This is a genomic window from Rummeliibacillus sp. POC4 (assembly GCF_003576525.1).
Lineage (GTDB): Bacteria > Bacillota > Bacilli > Bacillales_A > Planococcaceae > Rummeliibacillus.
Genome location: NZ_QWUA01000003.1, coordinates 29,599 through 44,910, shown reverse-complemented (window position 1 = coordinate 44,910; position 15,312 = coordinate 29,599). Strand labels below are relative to the sequence as shown.

Here is a 15,312-nt window from a genome sequence, read left to right as displayed (position 1 = left end):
TACAATTTGTTTTGAATCGAGTATTTCTCCTAATCGAGCGGATTAATGGGCATCGGGAGTGGATAATTCCCCTTATCTAGAGGATTAATAAATGGATATTCAATTTCACAAAATTAATCATAAACAAAGGGACTGGGACATAACTATCTTCAAATCATAAGAAAGTGGAATTTGAAATATCTCAAATTCCACTTTCTTCAATAATCATTCAACTGCTTTGGATATTTTCGCTCATTCCTTAACATTTTTCTTTCCGTACCATCTGATGAAGGTTCAATTTTTTGGTCATAATCAGTAACGATATCTTCTACTTTTTGAACTATTTGAGCGAGTTCTCCTAGTGATAACTGTTCTTCACTTTCTCGTTCAATTTCAGGAATGATTTTTCTAAATATTGTAAAGTTAAAAAATAATTAAAGCCAGAGAAAATTTTACTACGAGTAAAATTTTCTACAGCTTTTTCATTTCAGAGGTGGGTTTTGTCCCACCCCCTTTTTAGCTTACTAATTGATTATTTTAATAATTGTAAAACTCCTTGGCTCATCTGATTAATCTGTGCCATCATAGATTGTGAAGATTGAAGAAGAATTTGGTCTTTATTTAATTTTGTTACCTCTTTTGCAATATCTGCATCTCGTAACGAAGACTCTGCTTTAGTCAATAATTCAGCCGCATTTTGAACATTGTTATCCGCATGTTCTAAACGATTATACAAAGCTCCATATATACCACGGCGTTCAGAAATAATACCTGTTGCAATGTCTACACGATTTAGCGCTTCCATTGTATTATCATAAGAATCCACAACATTAATAGAATTAATCCCAATTGCTTCTGAACGGTTATCAAAGAGTGGAATCGTGATTGTTTGTCCGGAGTTTGCTCCTGTTTGGATCACTAAATCCTTTTGTAATCGTTGAGAATTTCCGGAGTTATTTGCAATTTCATCTGCTAAATTGGGTGTTAGATGCTCAGAAATTTCACTTGCTGAATTTGCGACAAAGACCTCTGTTGAATACTCACCATATGCATTTTGAAAGTAATTTTCGTTTCTATATCCCCCTACTCCAATAGTATATACTTGAGCATTTTGCGCATCTACTTTACTTTTTAAGTCCGTATTATTTAAATCTGATGCTGTATCTTCTGTATTAGTGTCTGTAACAATTACATATACTTTTTATGCATCTGGTCGTCCACCTAATGCTGATGTACTATCTAATAAATTACTCAAAATCTTCTCTGTTTGTGTTGTTCCTCCTGTAGCTTGATGAACATTTTCTAAATGATTTTCTAAAACTTTTATATCTGATGTTAAATTTAAATCCCTTGTACCATTTGTGAAAGGTGTCGCTACACTCGTACTTCCAAAGGCAACATCTCCCCATGTTTTCATTTTTTCAGAAAATGTTGATAAACCAGCTTTCACCATTTTTATACTTTGTCCCATACTGCCAGAATCATCTATCAAAAAAATTATGTCAAATTTTGGAGTCGCATTTGGAACAGGCTTTAAATCGGTTGGTGTTAAAACTGGTATCGTATTAAATTCACTACTTTCGGCAATGTCATTAATCCCCTGTTTAATCTGATCTATCTCTTGTTGAATTTTTTGACGATCTTCTATTGTATTTGTATCATTTGCTGCCTGAATAATTAGTTCACGCATCCGTACTAAATTGGGGCTTTGAATCTGTCCTAGTCCACCATCTGCTACATTAATCAGTGAAATCCCATCTTGAATATTTTCAGATGCTTGGTTTAATCCATTAATCTGTGCACGCATCTTTTCACTAATGCTAAGTCCTGCTGCATCGTCTGCTGCATCATTAATGCGATATCCTGATGATAATTTTTTTAGTGTTTTATTTATTTCGCTATTTGTTTGTACATAACGATTTAGGGTAAATTGACCCTTGTTAAAACGTATTTGCACGTCTAGTCACCTGATTTAGTTATTTTTATTTTCCTGTAAGTACCTTGTTTAAATTAGCCAGGCCAAATAGAGCCTCTATCCAACATATAGAAAGTCCCACTTTGAAGTTTACCTTTATGGATTTTGCCTTTCATATAAAAATAAGCCTTTCCTGATATTGGTTTAACTAGAGTCTTCTTCGTTTGAATATTCCCAGTATACAATTTACCCTTGGAATAAAATTTACCATTTTTTATCTGTAGGGTCTTATTTTTTTCTAATTTGATCGATATATTTTTAACTAAAGAATAGTCCCAAGAATTCTCAATAATATATTTAGTTGAATATATTTTGCCTTTTTTAAAGATGAGCTTAATTTGTTGGTTGTTAGAAGTTGTAACAATCGTTTCGTTTTCCTCGTTACCTTTTTTAAAGTGCGTTTTATAGGTTTGATTGGGATTATATTCAGTGTCAGCTTTTGCAGTATTTTGATGCGATAATCCAATACCTGAAATTACTGCAGTTATGAAAGCAATTATTGCAATAATTTTTGAGTATTTTTTCATTACTTTCAACCCCCTCTATTTCTATATTAGAATAGTGTAAAACTTTTTTATATTACTTTTTTTCCTTTGATTGTATAATTTTGATTTACTTCAGTTCTTGGTACCTATAAGAGAATGATTTACTTCATAAAACCTAGTAATCTATCGCTAATCGCGGGAGTATTTACTCAGTTTTTCTTGGTTTGGGTATGGAAAGTTAAATTATTGAAAGGACGGGTTCGTTCTATAACGACTTATACAATTCACTGCTTTAGTACCTGACGCTAAATCTTAATTTTTAAATCATTTATCATAAATATGTGGAAAATTAAGTATCTATAGTAGATAATTAGAACAGATGTGATTAATAAAGTAAAACTTCAATCTGTAGGGATTGTCAGACATATAGGATTTATTAATAACAACGTTACAACAAGACATTTCGGATTTCCTATTGATGATCAGTTAAACCAATCAGGCTTTTTGGGCAGTTCATCCCCTCTATCTTCTTATATTTTTAATACAGGAGATTGGGGCCTACTGCTAGTTAAAGCAGGATTAATCACATCTTATAAAGAGAGGAGATTATCTATGTCACATGATAAAATTACCAAAACTGCTACTGCTTTGATAGTGGGCGCATCCGTTCTAACTTCTTCAGTAATTGGTTCAGGAGAAAATGCTTTTGCAAAAACAACTTACACAATCACTGAAAAAGGGATTCTCGTAGATGCTCAGACTAACCAAATCATTAAAGGATACAAGTCTTACAATGGAATTTTGTATAAAAATGGTAAAGCATTCACAGGTATCTACAAGAAAAAATATTACAAGACTGGGGTTAAGAAAACTGGCACATATAAAGGGTCGTACTATGTAAAAGGTGTTTACAAAGTCACAACTGGGACTTACGCTGGAGCATACTATGTCAATGGCGTTAAAAAAGTAAAAACAGGGACTTACGCTGATGCATACTATGTCAATGGGGTTAAAAAAGTAGAAACAGGGACTTATGCTGGAGCATACTATGTCAATGGGGTTAAAAAAGTTGAGACAGGGACTTATGAAAATGCATATTATGTAAAAGGGAAAAAAGTTGTTGAAACGGGGCTTTATAAAGATCAATTTTATAAAGATGGCGTACTGAATGTTGGACTAGCATTTTTTGATGATAAATACTATTTCAATGCAACTCTAGCTAATGATACATATTTAGATAATGGGGTTGAAAAAGCATTTGAAAATGGACAAGTTGTTGATCCAAAAGTAAAATCCGTTGAATCTTTAAACGCCAAACAAATCAAAATCACCTTTAATCGTTCTGTAGATGCTTCAACTATTATCGGTGAAGAAAATACATTAAAAAATATTAATATTACAAAAGTAGGTTCTGTAGCTTCAACAGGTTTAACCGCTGAGCTATCAGAAGATAAAAAATCATTAATCATCACTGCTGAATCAGGATCCACTTTCTCTGGTTCTTACGTGGTAGAAGTTACAGATCAAGTTAAAACAACTACAAACGAAAAATTCACTGCAGATTCTCAGATTATTAAAGCCGAGGATAAAGTTGCACCGACTTATGTAAACTTTACAAAAGAAAATGCTACTACCTTTGCCTTTAACTTCTCTGAACCTATTAACGATAAAGGTTTCGTCGTTTTAAAATATGCAGATGGTACATCTATTCAAGTACCTAGCGAGAACATAACCGTTGAAGGATCTTCTATTAAAGTTGTGTTACCTTCTACTGTTTCAACTGGAAAAGACGTGGTAGTATCATTCACTGGTTTAACAGATTTCGGTGCTAATATACTAGAAACGCCTTTCTCTGTTTCTATCCAAAAAGGCGAAAAAGACGGTGTAGCCCCTGAAGTAACTAGTGTAACTCCTATTAATGCCAAAAAATTTGAGATTCAATTCTCTGAAGAAGTTCAAGAGTTTGATAAAACAGATTTAACTTTATCTGGAGCTAATTCTTCTATCAAATCTGTAACTAAAGACAAAAATGATAAAACAAAATACATTGTAGAACTAAATTCTGCTGTATCTGGTTTAGTTACGATGACAATACCTGATCAATCATACTCAGACCTATCCGGTGAAGTAGGAAAAGCATTCAGTCAAGTTCTTAATTTTGTTGCTGACACGGTTAAACCAACTGTAACTTCAACTGTTTCTATGGATCAGAATGACAAACAAGTGTTAGTCCTTACAACAAGTGAAGAAACATCACTCATTGCTTCTGGAACCATCACTTTACCAGCAATAGCTGTTAAAAACTATGTCACAACTACTGGTAATATTAAATTTGCAGCTTCAGATTTAACACCAGTATCAGGTTCTTCAACTCAATATACAATTCCATTATCAAAAGTGAAGTTTGAAGATAAAGCATTAGAAAAAGGTACGACTTATACACTAGACTTAGTTGAAAATATCTTTGCTGACGTAGCCAATAACAAAAATGCTGCAAAAAAATCTGCCTTCACATTTACTCGCGATGAAGACAAAGATAACTCAAAGCCTTCATTGACAGACGACCAAGTAAAAGTAATTGACAATGATACATTTACGGTTGACTTTGGGACAGAAATAGCATTTGATAATTCTACTATTGTAGACAAAAACAACTACTTCGTAGCAGGTGCAATCATTGACTCTGTCACTCTAAATGCAAACGGTGTGGCTACCGTAAAACTAGTACCTGGTTCAAACAACTATTCCGGAAACCGTACTGTAAAAATAAAAGGCATCAAAGCGCAAAATGGCAATACGATGGATGATTTCTCAACCATTAAATTATTCAATGAAAATGTAAAACCAACTTTAATATCTGCAAAAATCTCAAATATTACACAGGCAACTGCAGCCGATTCAACGAATCCTGCAACCCCTGGTTCAACAACGATTGTATTAACATTCAACGAATCCGTAAAGGTCAATAATGATACAACTTACAAAGTAAACATTGGCGGTATAGAAGCAACAGGCACAGTTGCCTCCATATCCAAAACAGCTTATTCAAGCAATGAAGTAACACTAACCATTAATAAGGAATTAACAATAACTGACTTAGCAAATGGTATAACATTATCATCCAACGATTATCAAATAGTAGATGAAGCAAACAACAAGGCAGATATTGGTACGAATGGAATTGTTGTGACTTTGAATTAATACAAGGTCAATCATCTAAAGGATTTAAGGAAGACAGCCTTAAACGCAATAATTTAATCTAGCTTCAAAGAACCTGTGACAAAGGAGTTTTGGCTAATAAAAAATCCGAACTATCATGTGAAATTTTATTTAAAATTTCACATGTGTTCGGATTTTCTTTATTTCGGCTTTTTCATATATATCTTCTATTATTAGGCTATTTCAGGTCGCTGAATTTTGCAAAATCCCTGAAACCTAAACTCTATTCAAAATGTCTTTGTTTGCCTACTCTTATTAATTGTTCAATAGTTTTCCCGTTTTTAACGTCTTTAACCATACCATAATTAGGAACGAAGTATTGATAATTTTTTTCTGATGATTTTCCTATTTGAACCTTCACTGCATTTTTAAATGTTTTGTATTTTGTTTTTACAGTTGTTTTAGTAGAAACAATTCGACGTTGTTCTCCTGCAGCTTTCCATTTTACATTCTTTTTTAAGGGGAATTTTAACGCTAAATCCTCCATATTCCCTCCTGTCACCCATGAATCATAATATCCTTTTGAAGTTTGAGATTCAAATGTAGCTGCAATAGCAGATTGAACTAATAATTTCCAAGAAACTGCCTTGAATTCTTTAGCATAATAAGGTTCGACAATACTTAGCGTTGTATATTCATATTCTTGATGATTTTTATCTGCTGCTCGCTTAAAACTTGATGTTTTAGCATGTGCATTTAAGGAGCTCATAACGCTAATAACTAGAATAAATGCTGTTAATAAAGCTAATACTTTTCTAAATTTCTTCATTTAATTTACCGCCTTCTAATATTGTAAAATTATCCATCTGTTCTATGTAAAACATGAAAAAATGAAGGATCACACCGACACTTTGTTAAAACCATCGTAAAGCACGTATAAACAGCCATACGCAATGCTAGACTGAAATTCTTCAAAAGCTCTTAACCTCCGAAGAGATTAAGGACTTAATCTGTAGACTATCGTCTGAATTATTTGAGTGTCTGGCATCTGAAACTTTAATTATTAAATGTAAATTTTACATAAATATCATTTTTCAGCTTTTTGCCACTTTGACTCGTTAACTCTTTGCTAATCAATAACGTATACAGCATTTCTGGTTCATATTGTTGCTGTGGTGTAATCGTTACTTTTTTGCCGTCTAAAGTAACTTTGACTTCAAGCTCCTCACCGAACATGTTATATACTTTAATTGCTTTTTTATTTGCTACTGTATTAGCGACCGATGCTGATAAAGAAACTGTCCATGGTTTCAAAGCATTTTTCGTTGTCTTCGTTGCTTCTGTCCAAGCTTGCTTCGGTTTAAGAGTTTGTTCAAAATTTGTCATTTTTGTATAACGCTGTTGAACTTCAGTCACTTTATTTAAGGTTTCTTCCGGCAATTGTTGTTTTTGTGTCTCTGTATATTTACTTAATTGGTCCATCAACTTTTGCACTAAAAATTTAAAGTCTGGGTAATGACATGTATATATTTCTACTACACTTTGATTTAGTTTCTTTTGTTCTTCCTGTGGGATACTTGTGTTGACTTCTTCAAGGGCAGCTTTTAACTCATCAATCATTTGTTGAATTGTTGTTTTATCCGCTTTTTTGTCATTAGCTACTTGTTCTGCACGATCCACCAAATCCTCTAAGTTACCTTTTGCCTCAGCTTGATCTATCAGTTCAAATAATTCTGTTTTATCAATAGTAGACTCTGCATTTAAAATAACTCGTTTCAGACGGTGAATCATTGTTGCAATTTCATCCTCTGTAGCAGATTCATTAGCAACTAAAGCATCTGCTTCTTTAGTTGTTTCGACAATATCATTGAAACGTTTATCTGCTACTAATGTCATTGATGTCCTAGCCATATCCAAATAATATTTTAACACTGCTTTCGTATTTGCATCTTCAAAGTACTTTTTCTTCAATGTATCTAAACGTTCGATAAATTTCTGATTGCCTGTTGTAGATGCAGTGTTTATTTTAAGTGATTTTTCAATATCATTCGCTAAATCACTATACGCTTCATAAGCTTCTATATCTTTTGGATCAATAAAAGTTGAATAAAAGTGTACCTCATGTTGAAGCTCTTGCAATTTTTCTAAATTGTCTTTGTATTCTGTCGTATTGTAAGTATCTAATAAATCTTCTAATGCTGTTTCAACTTTGTATTGACTTAGATTTTGATTAGACGCTAAAATCTCTTCTGCATTTGACAATGCTTTTTTTAAATCTTCACTTAAACCCTTTGATCTTTCATTCAAATAAGCTTGAATACGTGTATAGGCTGTTTTTAATACAGTTGTATCTACCTCATTAGTTGTATTAAGTGTTAATTGCTGATCTAATAGTTTTATCGCTTTTGACAATTCGCTCGAAGAAGGATTTGCTTTATCGTAAATATCTGTAGCTTTATGGTAAGCGGTCATAGGGATAGTTTTCTCATCATTAGACAATAAATCCATGTATTGAGACAATAACAACATTTTTTTAGCTATTAATTCTTTTGTAGCTACAGGTGTATACGTGGTTGTTTCATCATTTTTTTCCGTATAGACGACTTTTCCTTTATAGGTGGCTGTTAAGACATCGTTAATAACTCGAATATTGTTTACAGATGTTTTCGATAAGTTGGTTGTCTCACCTGTTGAAAGATCATAAGAATATAAGTATAGATTTGACTTGACGTAATATAGTTTTCCATTGAAATAAGTCATTCCATATGCAGCACTATCCGTAATATATGTCTGTGTCCCATTTGCTAATTCTAAAATGCGTCTATTCTTGTCTGTAATAAACCAAGTGCCATCTTTATAAATTGGTACATCAAGTAAATATTTTGACCCTGTTGGATTTTCAGATGTATTTAATACAGCAGGCTCTGACAAAGCAATACCTGGAATATAATCTGTTTTAGCTCTTTCTGGATATCCTTCATCAATTGTATGATTGGCACTAATCGATGCATCTGAAATTAAAAAATACTTATAATACACATAATCTTTGAAGTAAGGTTCACCTGATGTTTTCAAGTTGCTGAAATTCACATCGTTCCAAGTTGTATCTAAGTGATACCATTGACCATCTAATTTCACGAGATTCCATGCATGAGATTCCGTAGCGTAGCCTGTCACATAGCGATTTTCAATGCCTGCTTCCTGTAGAAGACGATACGTTAATAATGCGTATGCCTGGCAAACACCCTTTCCTTCTTTGATAATGGTATAAGGAGAATGTGGTGACGTTTTAGTTCCTGTTTTTGAATAATCTGTATGTGTTACAACATAATCATTAACTGCTTTCACTTTTTCTACATCTGTCATATTTGGCTTAATAATATCTGCTACAATTTTTTTGACAGCCGTTGTAAGCTCTTCTTCCTGTGCTTTCGTATGATTATAGCTCATCGTCACTGTCACAATGAACTTACCTGATTTCATACTATATCCATATTGGCCGTATGAACGTGTCCCATTTACATAGTCATTTTGGTTTGCTGCGTGAAGTGCTTCTTTAATTTCATCCATCGTCAGTTTTCCATTATATTCTATTTGTATGTTTGAATCGAATTGAAGCATTTTTTGGATTAATACCTCTGTTAATTCTTTTTTTGATGACACTACTGGTAAATAACTCAAAGTTTTTACTTTCTTCAACTGCTTATTTGCTTCTGTAGTCGTCATCGATGTGAAAGTTGCTTTTTTCACATCACCTATTTTGGATGAGGCTTGTATAATTTTTTTTGTGGTATCATCTGTTGTCTGCGCAGAAGCTCCTGTGCTAAAAATAAATGATGTTAATGCAAATGCACTTAGTCCCATTAAAGTTTTATACTTCATAGCTCTGATCCTTTCACTAAATAGTTACTTTAAAACTATTTTATTTTTATATATTAATCTTTTACGCTTACAATTATACACCAGCTTTAAATACTTATACCTATTAAATTACTTTATAATGAAAAAATTATATATATTTTCTTTATAAAGTAAAAATATTTTTATTGTATATAAAAACCCGACTATGTACTAAATAACGCATAAATACCTATTCAATTATTGTTGTGTTTCCTGCACTTGTTTTACGACAATAACTATTGTTTGAAAACTAGCCTCGTTATAAAATCAAGTTATACAACTAAATAAAATACGATTTATGAGAAAGACAGGTGTATAACTCCATGAAATATCTTACAGCATTATTTATTGTACTTTGTGTTCTTTTTTCGAATGGCTTTATGCAAGCCTCTGCCTCGACAAAAGCACAAGACTATATAATAGAAACATCACATATTTCTGAACTAAGCCGTGATTATCCAATTAAAGTAATTGAAAAAATCTCAGGAGAAAAAATATATAAGATTGAATTAAATCATGTGACAAAAGAAATTCTACATAAGCTCTTTTCAGATAAACGTGTAAAAGCCATCACTCAAAATTCAGATGTAAGCATGCCAGTTCCAATTACACCTGTTATGAATCATAATTTCCTCTTTAAGACTCTTTCTACAAATAACTGGGGGTTTGCATCGATGAACTTTCCATCTAACTATGATGCACATTCTACTATAGATATAGCTGTATTGGATACGGGAATCGATACAAATCATCCGCTTCTAAGGTTTTCCATCAAGAATGGCTTTGATGCAATACATAATAAAAGTTTCGAAGATGATCATGGACATGGCACACATGTTTCAGGGATTATCGTTCAAAATACACCCCAATTAAAGATTGTTCCTGTGAAGGTGCTTGACGCAAATGGCCAAGGCGATGTCTACTCTGTTGTAAAGGGAATTTATTATGCAATTGATCAAGATGTGGATGCGATGAATATGAGTTTTGGTATAAAAGACGATATTCCCATTATGAAGGAAGCAATTGATAAAGCTGTTGATCACGGCATCATGATTATTGCCGCTTCTGGTAATGATAGTACGAATACCTTAGATTACCCTGCACGATATCCTGAAGTTTTGGCTATAGGCGCCTATTCTAAATTTGAAAAAAGAGCTCCTTTTTCTCAATATGGTGCAAACCTTGATTTTGTAGCTCCAGGAGAAAACATTTGGAGCAGTTGGATTGGAGATACGTACCAATATATGTCTGGAACTAGTATGGCGACTCCTTTCGTTACCAAAGCATATGGATTAGTTAAGTCCGTGAATACGCAACTAAATGTAGCGCAAATCGAACATATACTCACTTCATCTTCTCAAGCCTTAACAGGTGAAAGTCACTATGAAATTGGCTTTGGAAAAATAGATGTAGCAAAAGCATTGAGTAAAACTGTAGATTCTCTTCAGAATGTAAAATATCTTCCCGAAAAGGTAAATACAACAACCGATAAAAAATGGACGATTAAAATGTCTCTTTCACTCGATGCAAACTTATTCGATTCATCTAAGATTAGTGTCGTAGACTCGTATGGAAATGTTATTCAAACACCTGTTGAACTAGATAAGAGCAATCCTCAAAACATTATCGTTTATCCACCTAGCAATGGGTATACTTTAGATAAAAAATACGTGATAATTATAGGAAGTGGTCTTATTTCAAAAAGTGGTAAAAAGAATCAAGAAGAAGTAAGAATGCCATTTACAACTCAACCTTAAACTTATATGCAATTAGGGCTGTCAAATAAGTTTGGACAACCCTATTCTATCTCTATATCAATAACAGGCACTTGTTTTAAAACTCAATGATATGTAAAAGCTGCCCTGCTCTAGCTTCGACAGAATAGATGCAGTTCTTTCTCCGTAAAAATCAAAAAGGCGTAAGCCCCTATAGATTCTACTCTTCAATTATTTGGTTTCTTACCAATAAGTGTACTAACATTCAAATTAAGTAAAAGTCCACAACCTCTGGAGAGAGCGAAGACTAAAGCTATAGTCTACTTTCTGAATTATTTTCAGGACTGGTCCTCAAACCAGCTTGTTAAGATAAATACAAACTTTTGAAACTGAAAATACCAAAAAAGCTTTGTAGAGACTATATCCCTACAAAGCTTTTAATAACACATATTCAAAAATATTCAGCAGAGTACACAAGAAATTATTTTAGCAAGGATAACAACGATTGAACTTCATCTACCCCTTGGAAATACCAAACAGAAACATCTCCATCATGTACAGTAACTATCGGAATGTATAAACCAGAATCGTCTGCTTGTAATCGTCCACTCAAGAAAAGAATAACTCGATCAACCTCTATAGCACCCAATTGTTTTGATTGAATTGTTTTCGACTCATTGTAAGCAATTGAAATTGCTTTTTCTGATTTTAAATCTTCGGATAAATCTTCGGAAAAATAAAGTAGACGCATTCTTTCTTGCGTATTTTCTACGCATTTGCGAAGAACTTTTTCTATTTCCTTTTGTTCCACTTGATTATAATTGATACCTTTGTTGGGTTGGACATTGAGTAAGAAATTCAATTGATCACCTTCCACATTACGCTGAGCCTGTTTGCTACAACTAGCTAATAAAGCAATTGCTATCAAACCTAAAACTAGCTTTTTCATTGAATTTTAATATTGTCAATTAAAACTGCTGTATCATAAATAGTATCTTGCGCATCTTGAGTCGTAAATTTTAATGTTACTATTTTTCCTTTAAATTCATCTGGAATCTTATATTGATGCTTTTGCCAATTGGTCATCCATACATCACCTCGGTCGAATTGAATGGTTGGAGAAACAGAAATTAATTGACCCCCATCTATCTCATCCGCACCAAATTGGCTTGCCAAATCATCGATAGTTAGACTAAGAACTTGCTCTTCCATTCCATCTTTTGTTGATAATGTAACATAAAATGGATCATCGAATCCTGAATCAATATATTCAAGGAATTCCTCTGATAAGTAATTCCAATCAAAAGATAAAGTAGTACTATTTGGACTTAAATAAAACGTTTGTTGTATTTGTCCTAATTCTGTTGTATAACCTAATCCAGTTGAGATAATCGCCATATTTTTACCATTTGTTGGGGATACAAATTTATTACTTCCTAGCCCACTAATCACTCGACCGTCTCCAGAAACTTGCCAATTCGTAGGTCCTTGTGTAGTTGCATTCATTTGTTCAAAATCACCATTTAGAAGATTGGTATTCTCTTCTGAGTTAGAAGCAAATGCAAGACTAGTATTTCCCTTTAATTCAATAGTTGCTTTATCTGATGAATACGGATCTGATTCATTCTTTGTATAGGATGTTCCAGTTGTTTTTCCTTTGTTTACTAAATTATCTACTATTTCTATAGATTTTTGATAGGCAAACTTACTTGTTACACTTTTACTAAACCCATAGTAAGCACCGGCATTTTTTTCTTTAAATACATTCCAAAGATTATCTGTCATAGTACTTTCACATGACGAGTTAATAAAAATAGTTTTATCAAATGTACCTTTTAAGTTATGATCAAACCATTTTTGATTGACTGCATAAACGGGCGCTTTTACCTTTACACCGTTATGGGATGTAACTACGATATGCTGAGTAACCATTAATTCACCTAATATTTGTTCTACTTCATATTTAGAATAATCTGTAGCTTGTTCGCCAGTTAACACCCATTTTCCGCCTGAACCATGTGTACTAAGCAACACAAAACCATAGTTGGTAAGATTTTTTAATGATTCAATATCAGCTTCTTGCCCTTCTCGTTTATCTATATTAAATCCCAATGGAGATTTATTAAAAATAGAATATAATTTATCTTCTTCATTCCAAGGATGAAATTCATTGCTAAACGGAGCCCATAATAGGACATTTCGTGAAGTAATATCGTTTGATGATCCTATAGAAGAACTTTCTACAGTTGAAGTTGGTTGTGTTGGTAGGACAATATCTACCTTATCTCCTCTTGTTTGTTGTTCAAGAGGAACGCCTGCACTTTTAGAACGTTCTTCCCGAGCTTGTCCTAGTGTTGAGGATTCATTAAGTATGCTTACTTCTCGGCTATCACTTCCTGTAGAAATAGAACGAACACCTGCTTCTGGATCCTCTTCCCCTACAATTTGAATTAAACTTTTTAAACCTGTATCATAAGTAACCTCTAGTAAACCATCTGACTCTTTTTTAACAGATACTACATTTTCTTGTGAAGCAAGATCTTTTTGTACAACTTTATTCACATCAGCAACTGATACATTACTATTTGAAGTAGAGTATGCATTAACTTGCTGCTCAATATCATTAGACACATCTATAATTTTTTCTACGTTTTCTCCATTAGATGTTTGAACAGTTACCAATGAAGTAGTGGCCGTAAGGTTATTGCCATTCTTTAGCTGTGCTACTACCTTTAATTTAAGATTTTCAGGGCTACTCGTATCAATCTTATCTAATAAGTTAATAGAATAATAACCATCACCGCTAATTTCATCACTATCTTTTTGTAAATTCCCACTGTCAAACAATGATCCTACTTCTTCCCATTGCTGAGTAGCATCATTTAAAGAATACAATTTAACAGATGATTGATTTGTTGATTCATCGTAATTAGCTAACTCTGATGTTGTTACTGGTAGTGGAACAACAAGACGAAATCCATCTTCTGAATAGTCTACTGGAACAGTATTAGAAGGATAAATAACCGGAGTTCCCATTTCACCAATGGTACCTGATTCTACTGTAAAATCAAATTTAACATTGGTTTTCAATATTTTCCCCTTAGTTGATTGGATATCTGGGCCTATATATACCGAATATTTTTTTCCTACTTGATAACTTGTAGTTGGGATGATTTTCACGATATCATTTGCGACGCTAAGCTTTGTTTCTACTAAATTCCCATTTGAATCTTTCACATAAACATTATTCTTATCCACACTAGTCGGATCTAAATTTAATGAAAACTTAATGGACCACTCTTTATTCACATCGGTTGTTGTCTTTGTTTCAAGCTGTGTCCATGCTACGCTTGTTGTACTACCTGACTGAGCAGCATATGTAAATGAGCTACTAAAAGGCAGAAGAAATGCCAATAAGAACGAAAATACCATTATAAACTTTCTATACATTTTCTTTTCTCCTTTTTAAATTATAAAAAACAGTTTAATATTTACTGACATTCGTAGGTAGAATTATACATAACTCTAAATCAGTAAATTATGAGAATAATAATAGCACTAAACATTTTTAATAAGTAAAACTATTTAGATAAAAGAGTATAAGCTGTCTGGTCTGCTACTGAGACTGTTGTATCTTGATTAAAAAAGTTATAGTCAAAACACTAGTACAGAAAATTTAAAAATGTTCATCAAATCACTCCTTTGGTGTTTATGTAATAATTATACATATTTAATTGTATATTTTCTGTGTGTAAATTACAATATTTTGGATATATATATCTAATTTATGTAGTCGAAAAGTCTATAAAATGGTAATGTACTATAGACCCTTTGTAATTAGTGACGACAGACAATTTTCCACCCTATATCGAACTGAAACATTTAGTACAGTTACTAAGCAACATCGTGCAGAATGTATCACAAAATAATTATGGATGCTGTTTGTAACAAATCCTTTGAGACCTTCTCTAGCCAATCCCGAATGGCATCTCGATGCATCTTTTTTCCCTTTGACTAACCAATTGGTATTCACTTTCATAAAAGCGTGTCTTCGCTCGTTCACCTTTTTGATACAGTTATTCAATTGGCATACATCTTG

The 15,312-nt window shown here is 32.9% G+C and carries 9 protein-coding genes; 2 read left to right on the top strand and 7 right to left on the bottom strand.

The window, feature by feature from the left end; translation table 11 throughout:
• Positions 1 to 511: 511 nt before the first annotated feature.
• The 3 genes from D1606_RS01080 to D1606_RS01070 form a co-directional block, all read right to left on the bottom strand.
• The gene (locus D1606_RS01080) at positions 512 to 898 is read right to left on the bottom strand and encodes a flagellin (protein WP_119414172.1); all 387 of its coding nucleotides are present in this window, start codon (positions 896 to 898) and stop codon (positions 512 to 514) included.
• A 282-nt stretch (positions 899 to 1,180) separates the two neighbouring features.
• A complete protein-coding gene (locus D1606_RS01075; RefSeq protein ID WP_119414171.1) occupies positions 1,181 to 1,936 on the bottom strand; it encodes a flagellin in 756 nt (251 codons plus the stop codon).
• Positions 1,937 to 1,989: 53 nt separating this feature from the next.
• On the bottom strand, positions 1,990 to 2,481 hold the full coding sequence (locus D1606_RS01070) for a hypothetical protein (protein WP_119414170.1): 492 nt from the start codon (positions 2,479 to 2,481) through the stop codon (positions 1,990 to 1,992).
• 339 nt (positions 2,482 to 2,820) lie between these two features.
• Between D1606_RS01070 and D1606_RS01065 the strand changes: the two genes are divergently transcribed.
• Positions 2,821 to 5,640: a toxin-antitoxin system YwqK family antitoxin gene (locus D1606_RS01065; RefSeq protein WP_147414447.1), complete on the top strand. Its 2,820-nt coding sequence runs from the start codon at positions 2,821 to 2,823 to the stop codon at positions 5,638 to 5,640.
• A 241-nt stretch (positions 5,641 to 5,881) separates the two neighbouring features.
• Here D1606_RS01065 and D1606_RS01060 read toward each other — a convergent pair whose 3' ends face one another.
• Entirely contained in the window at positions 5,882 to 6,427 is a 546-nt protein-coding gene (locus tag D1606_RS01060) for a hypothetical protein (protein ID WP_119414168.1), read from the bottom strand.
• A gap of 227 nt (positions 6,428 to 6,654) precedes the next feature.
• Positions 6,655 to 9,480, bottom strand: a complete 2,826-nt coding sequence (locus D1606_RS01055; protein WP_119414167.1) for a transglutaminase domain-containing protein — start codon at positions 9,478 to 9,480, stop codon at positions 6,655 to 6,657.
• A gap of 341 nt (positions 9,481 to 9,821) precedes the next feature.
• On the opposite strand from D1606_RS01055, the gene D1606_RS01050 reads away from it, so the two are divergent.
• Positions 9,822 to 11,255 (top strand): S8 family peptidase, encoded by a 1,434-nt coding sequence (locus D1606_RS01050; RefSeq protein ID WP_119414166.1) that lies wholly within the window; start codon positions 9,822 to 9,824, stop codon positions 11,253 to 11,255.
• A gap of 439 nt (positions 11,256 to 11,694) precedes the next feature.
• Here D1606_RS01050 and D1606_RS01045 read toward each other — a convergent pair whose 3' ends face one another.
• Positions 11,695 to 12,162, bottom strand: coding sequence for a hypothetical protein (locus tag D1606_RS01045; protein WP_119414165.1), 468 nt, complete (start codon positions 12,160 to 12,162; stop codon positions 11,695 to 11,697).
• The gene (locus D1606_RS01040; protein ID WP_119414164.1) at positions 12,159 to 14,663 is read right to left on the bottom strand and encodes an Ig-like domain-containing domain; all 2,505 of its coding nucleotides are present in this window, start codon (positions 14,661 to 14,663) and stop codon (positions 12,159 to 12,161) included. Before D1606_RS01040 ends, D1606_RS01045 begins: the two co-directional genes overlap by 4 nt.
• Positions 14,664 to 15,312 lie beyond the last annotated feature (649 nt).

Coding starts and splice junctions, on each gene's coding strand:
- D1606_RS01050 (WP_119414166.1), top strand. CDS start 9,822: ATGAAATATCTTACAGCATTATTTATTGTACTTTGTGTTCTTTTTTCG.
- D1606_RS01060 (WP_119414168.1), bottom strand. CDS start 6,427: ATGAAGAAATTTAGAAAAGTATTAGCTTTATTAACAGCATTTATTCTA.
- D1606_RS01045 (WP_119414165.1), bottom strand. CDS start 12,162: ATGAAAAAGCTAGTTTTAGGTTTGATAGCAATTGCTTTATTAGCTAGT.
- D1606_RS01055 (WP_119414167.1), bottom strand. CDS start 9,480: ATGAAGTATAAAACTTTAATGGGACTAAGTGCATTTGCATTAACATCA.
- D1606_RS01070 (WP_119414170.1), bottom strand. CDS start 2,481: ATGAAAAAATACTCAAAAATTATTGCAATAATTGCTTTCATAACTGCA.
- D1606_RS01040 (WP_119414164.1), bottom strand. CDS start 14,663: ATGTATAGAAAGTTTATAATGGTATTTTCGTTCTTATTGGCATTTCTT.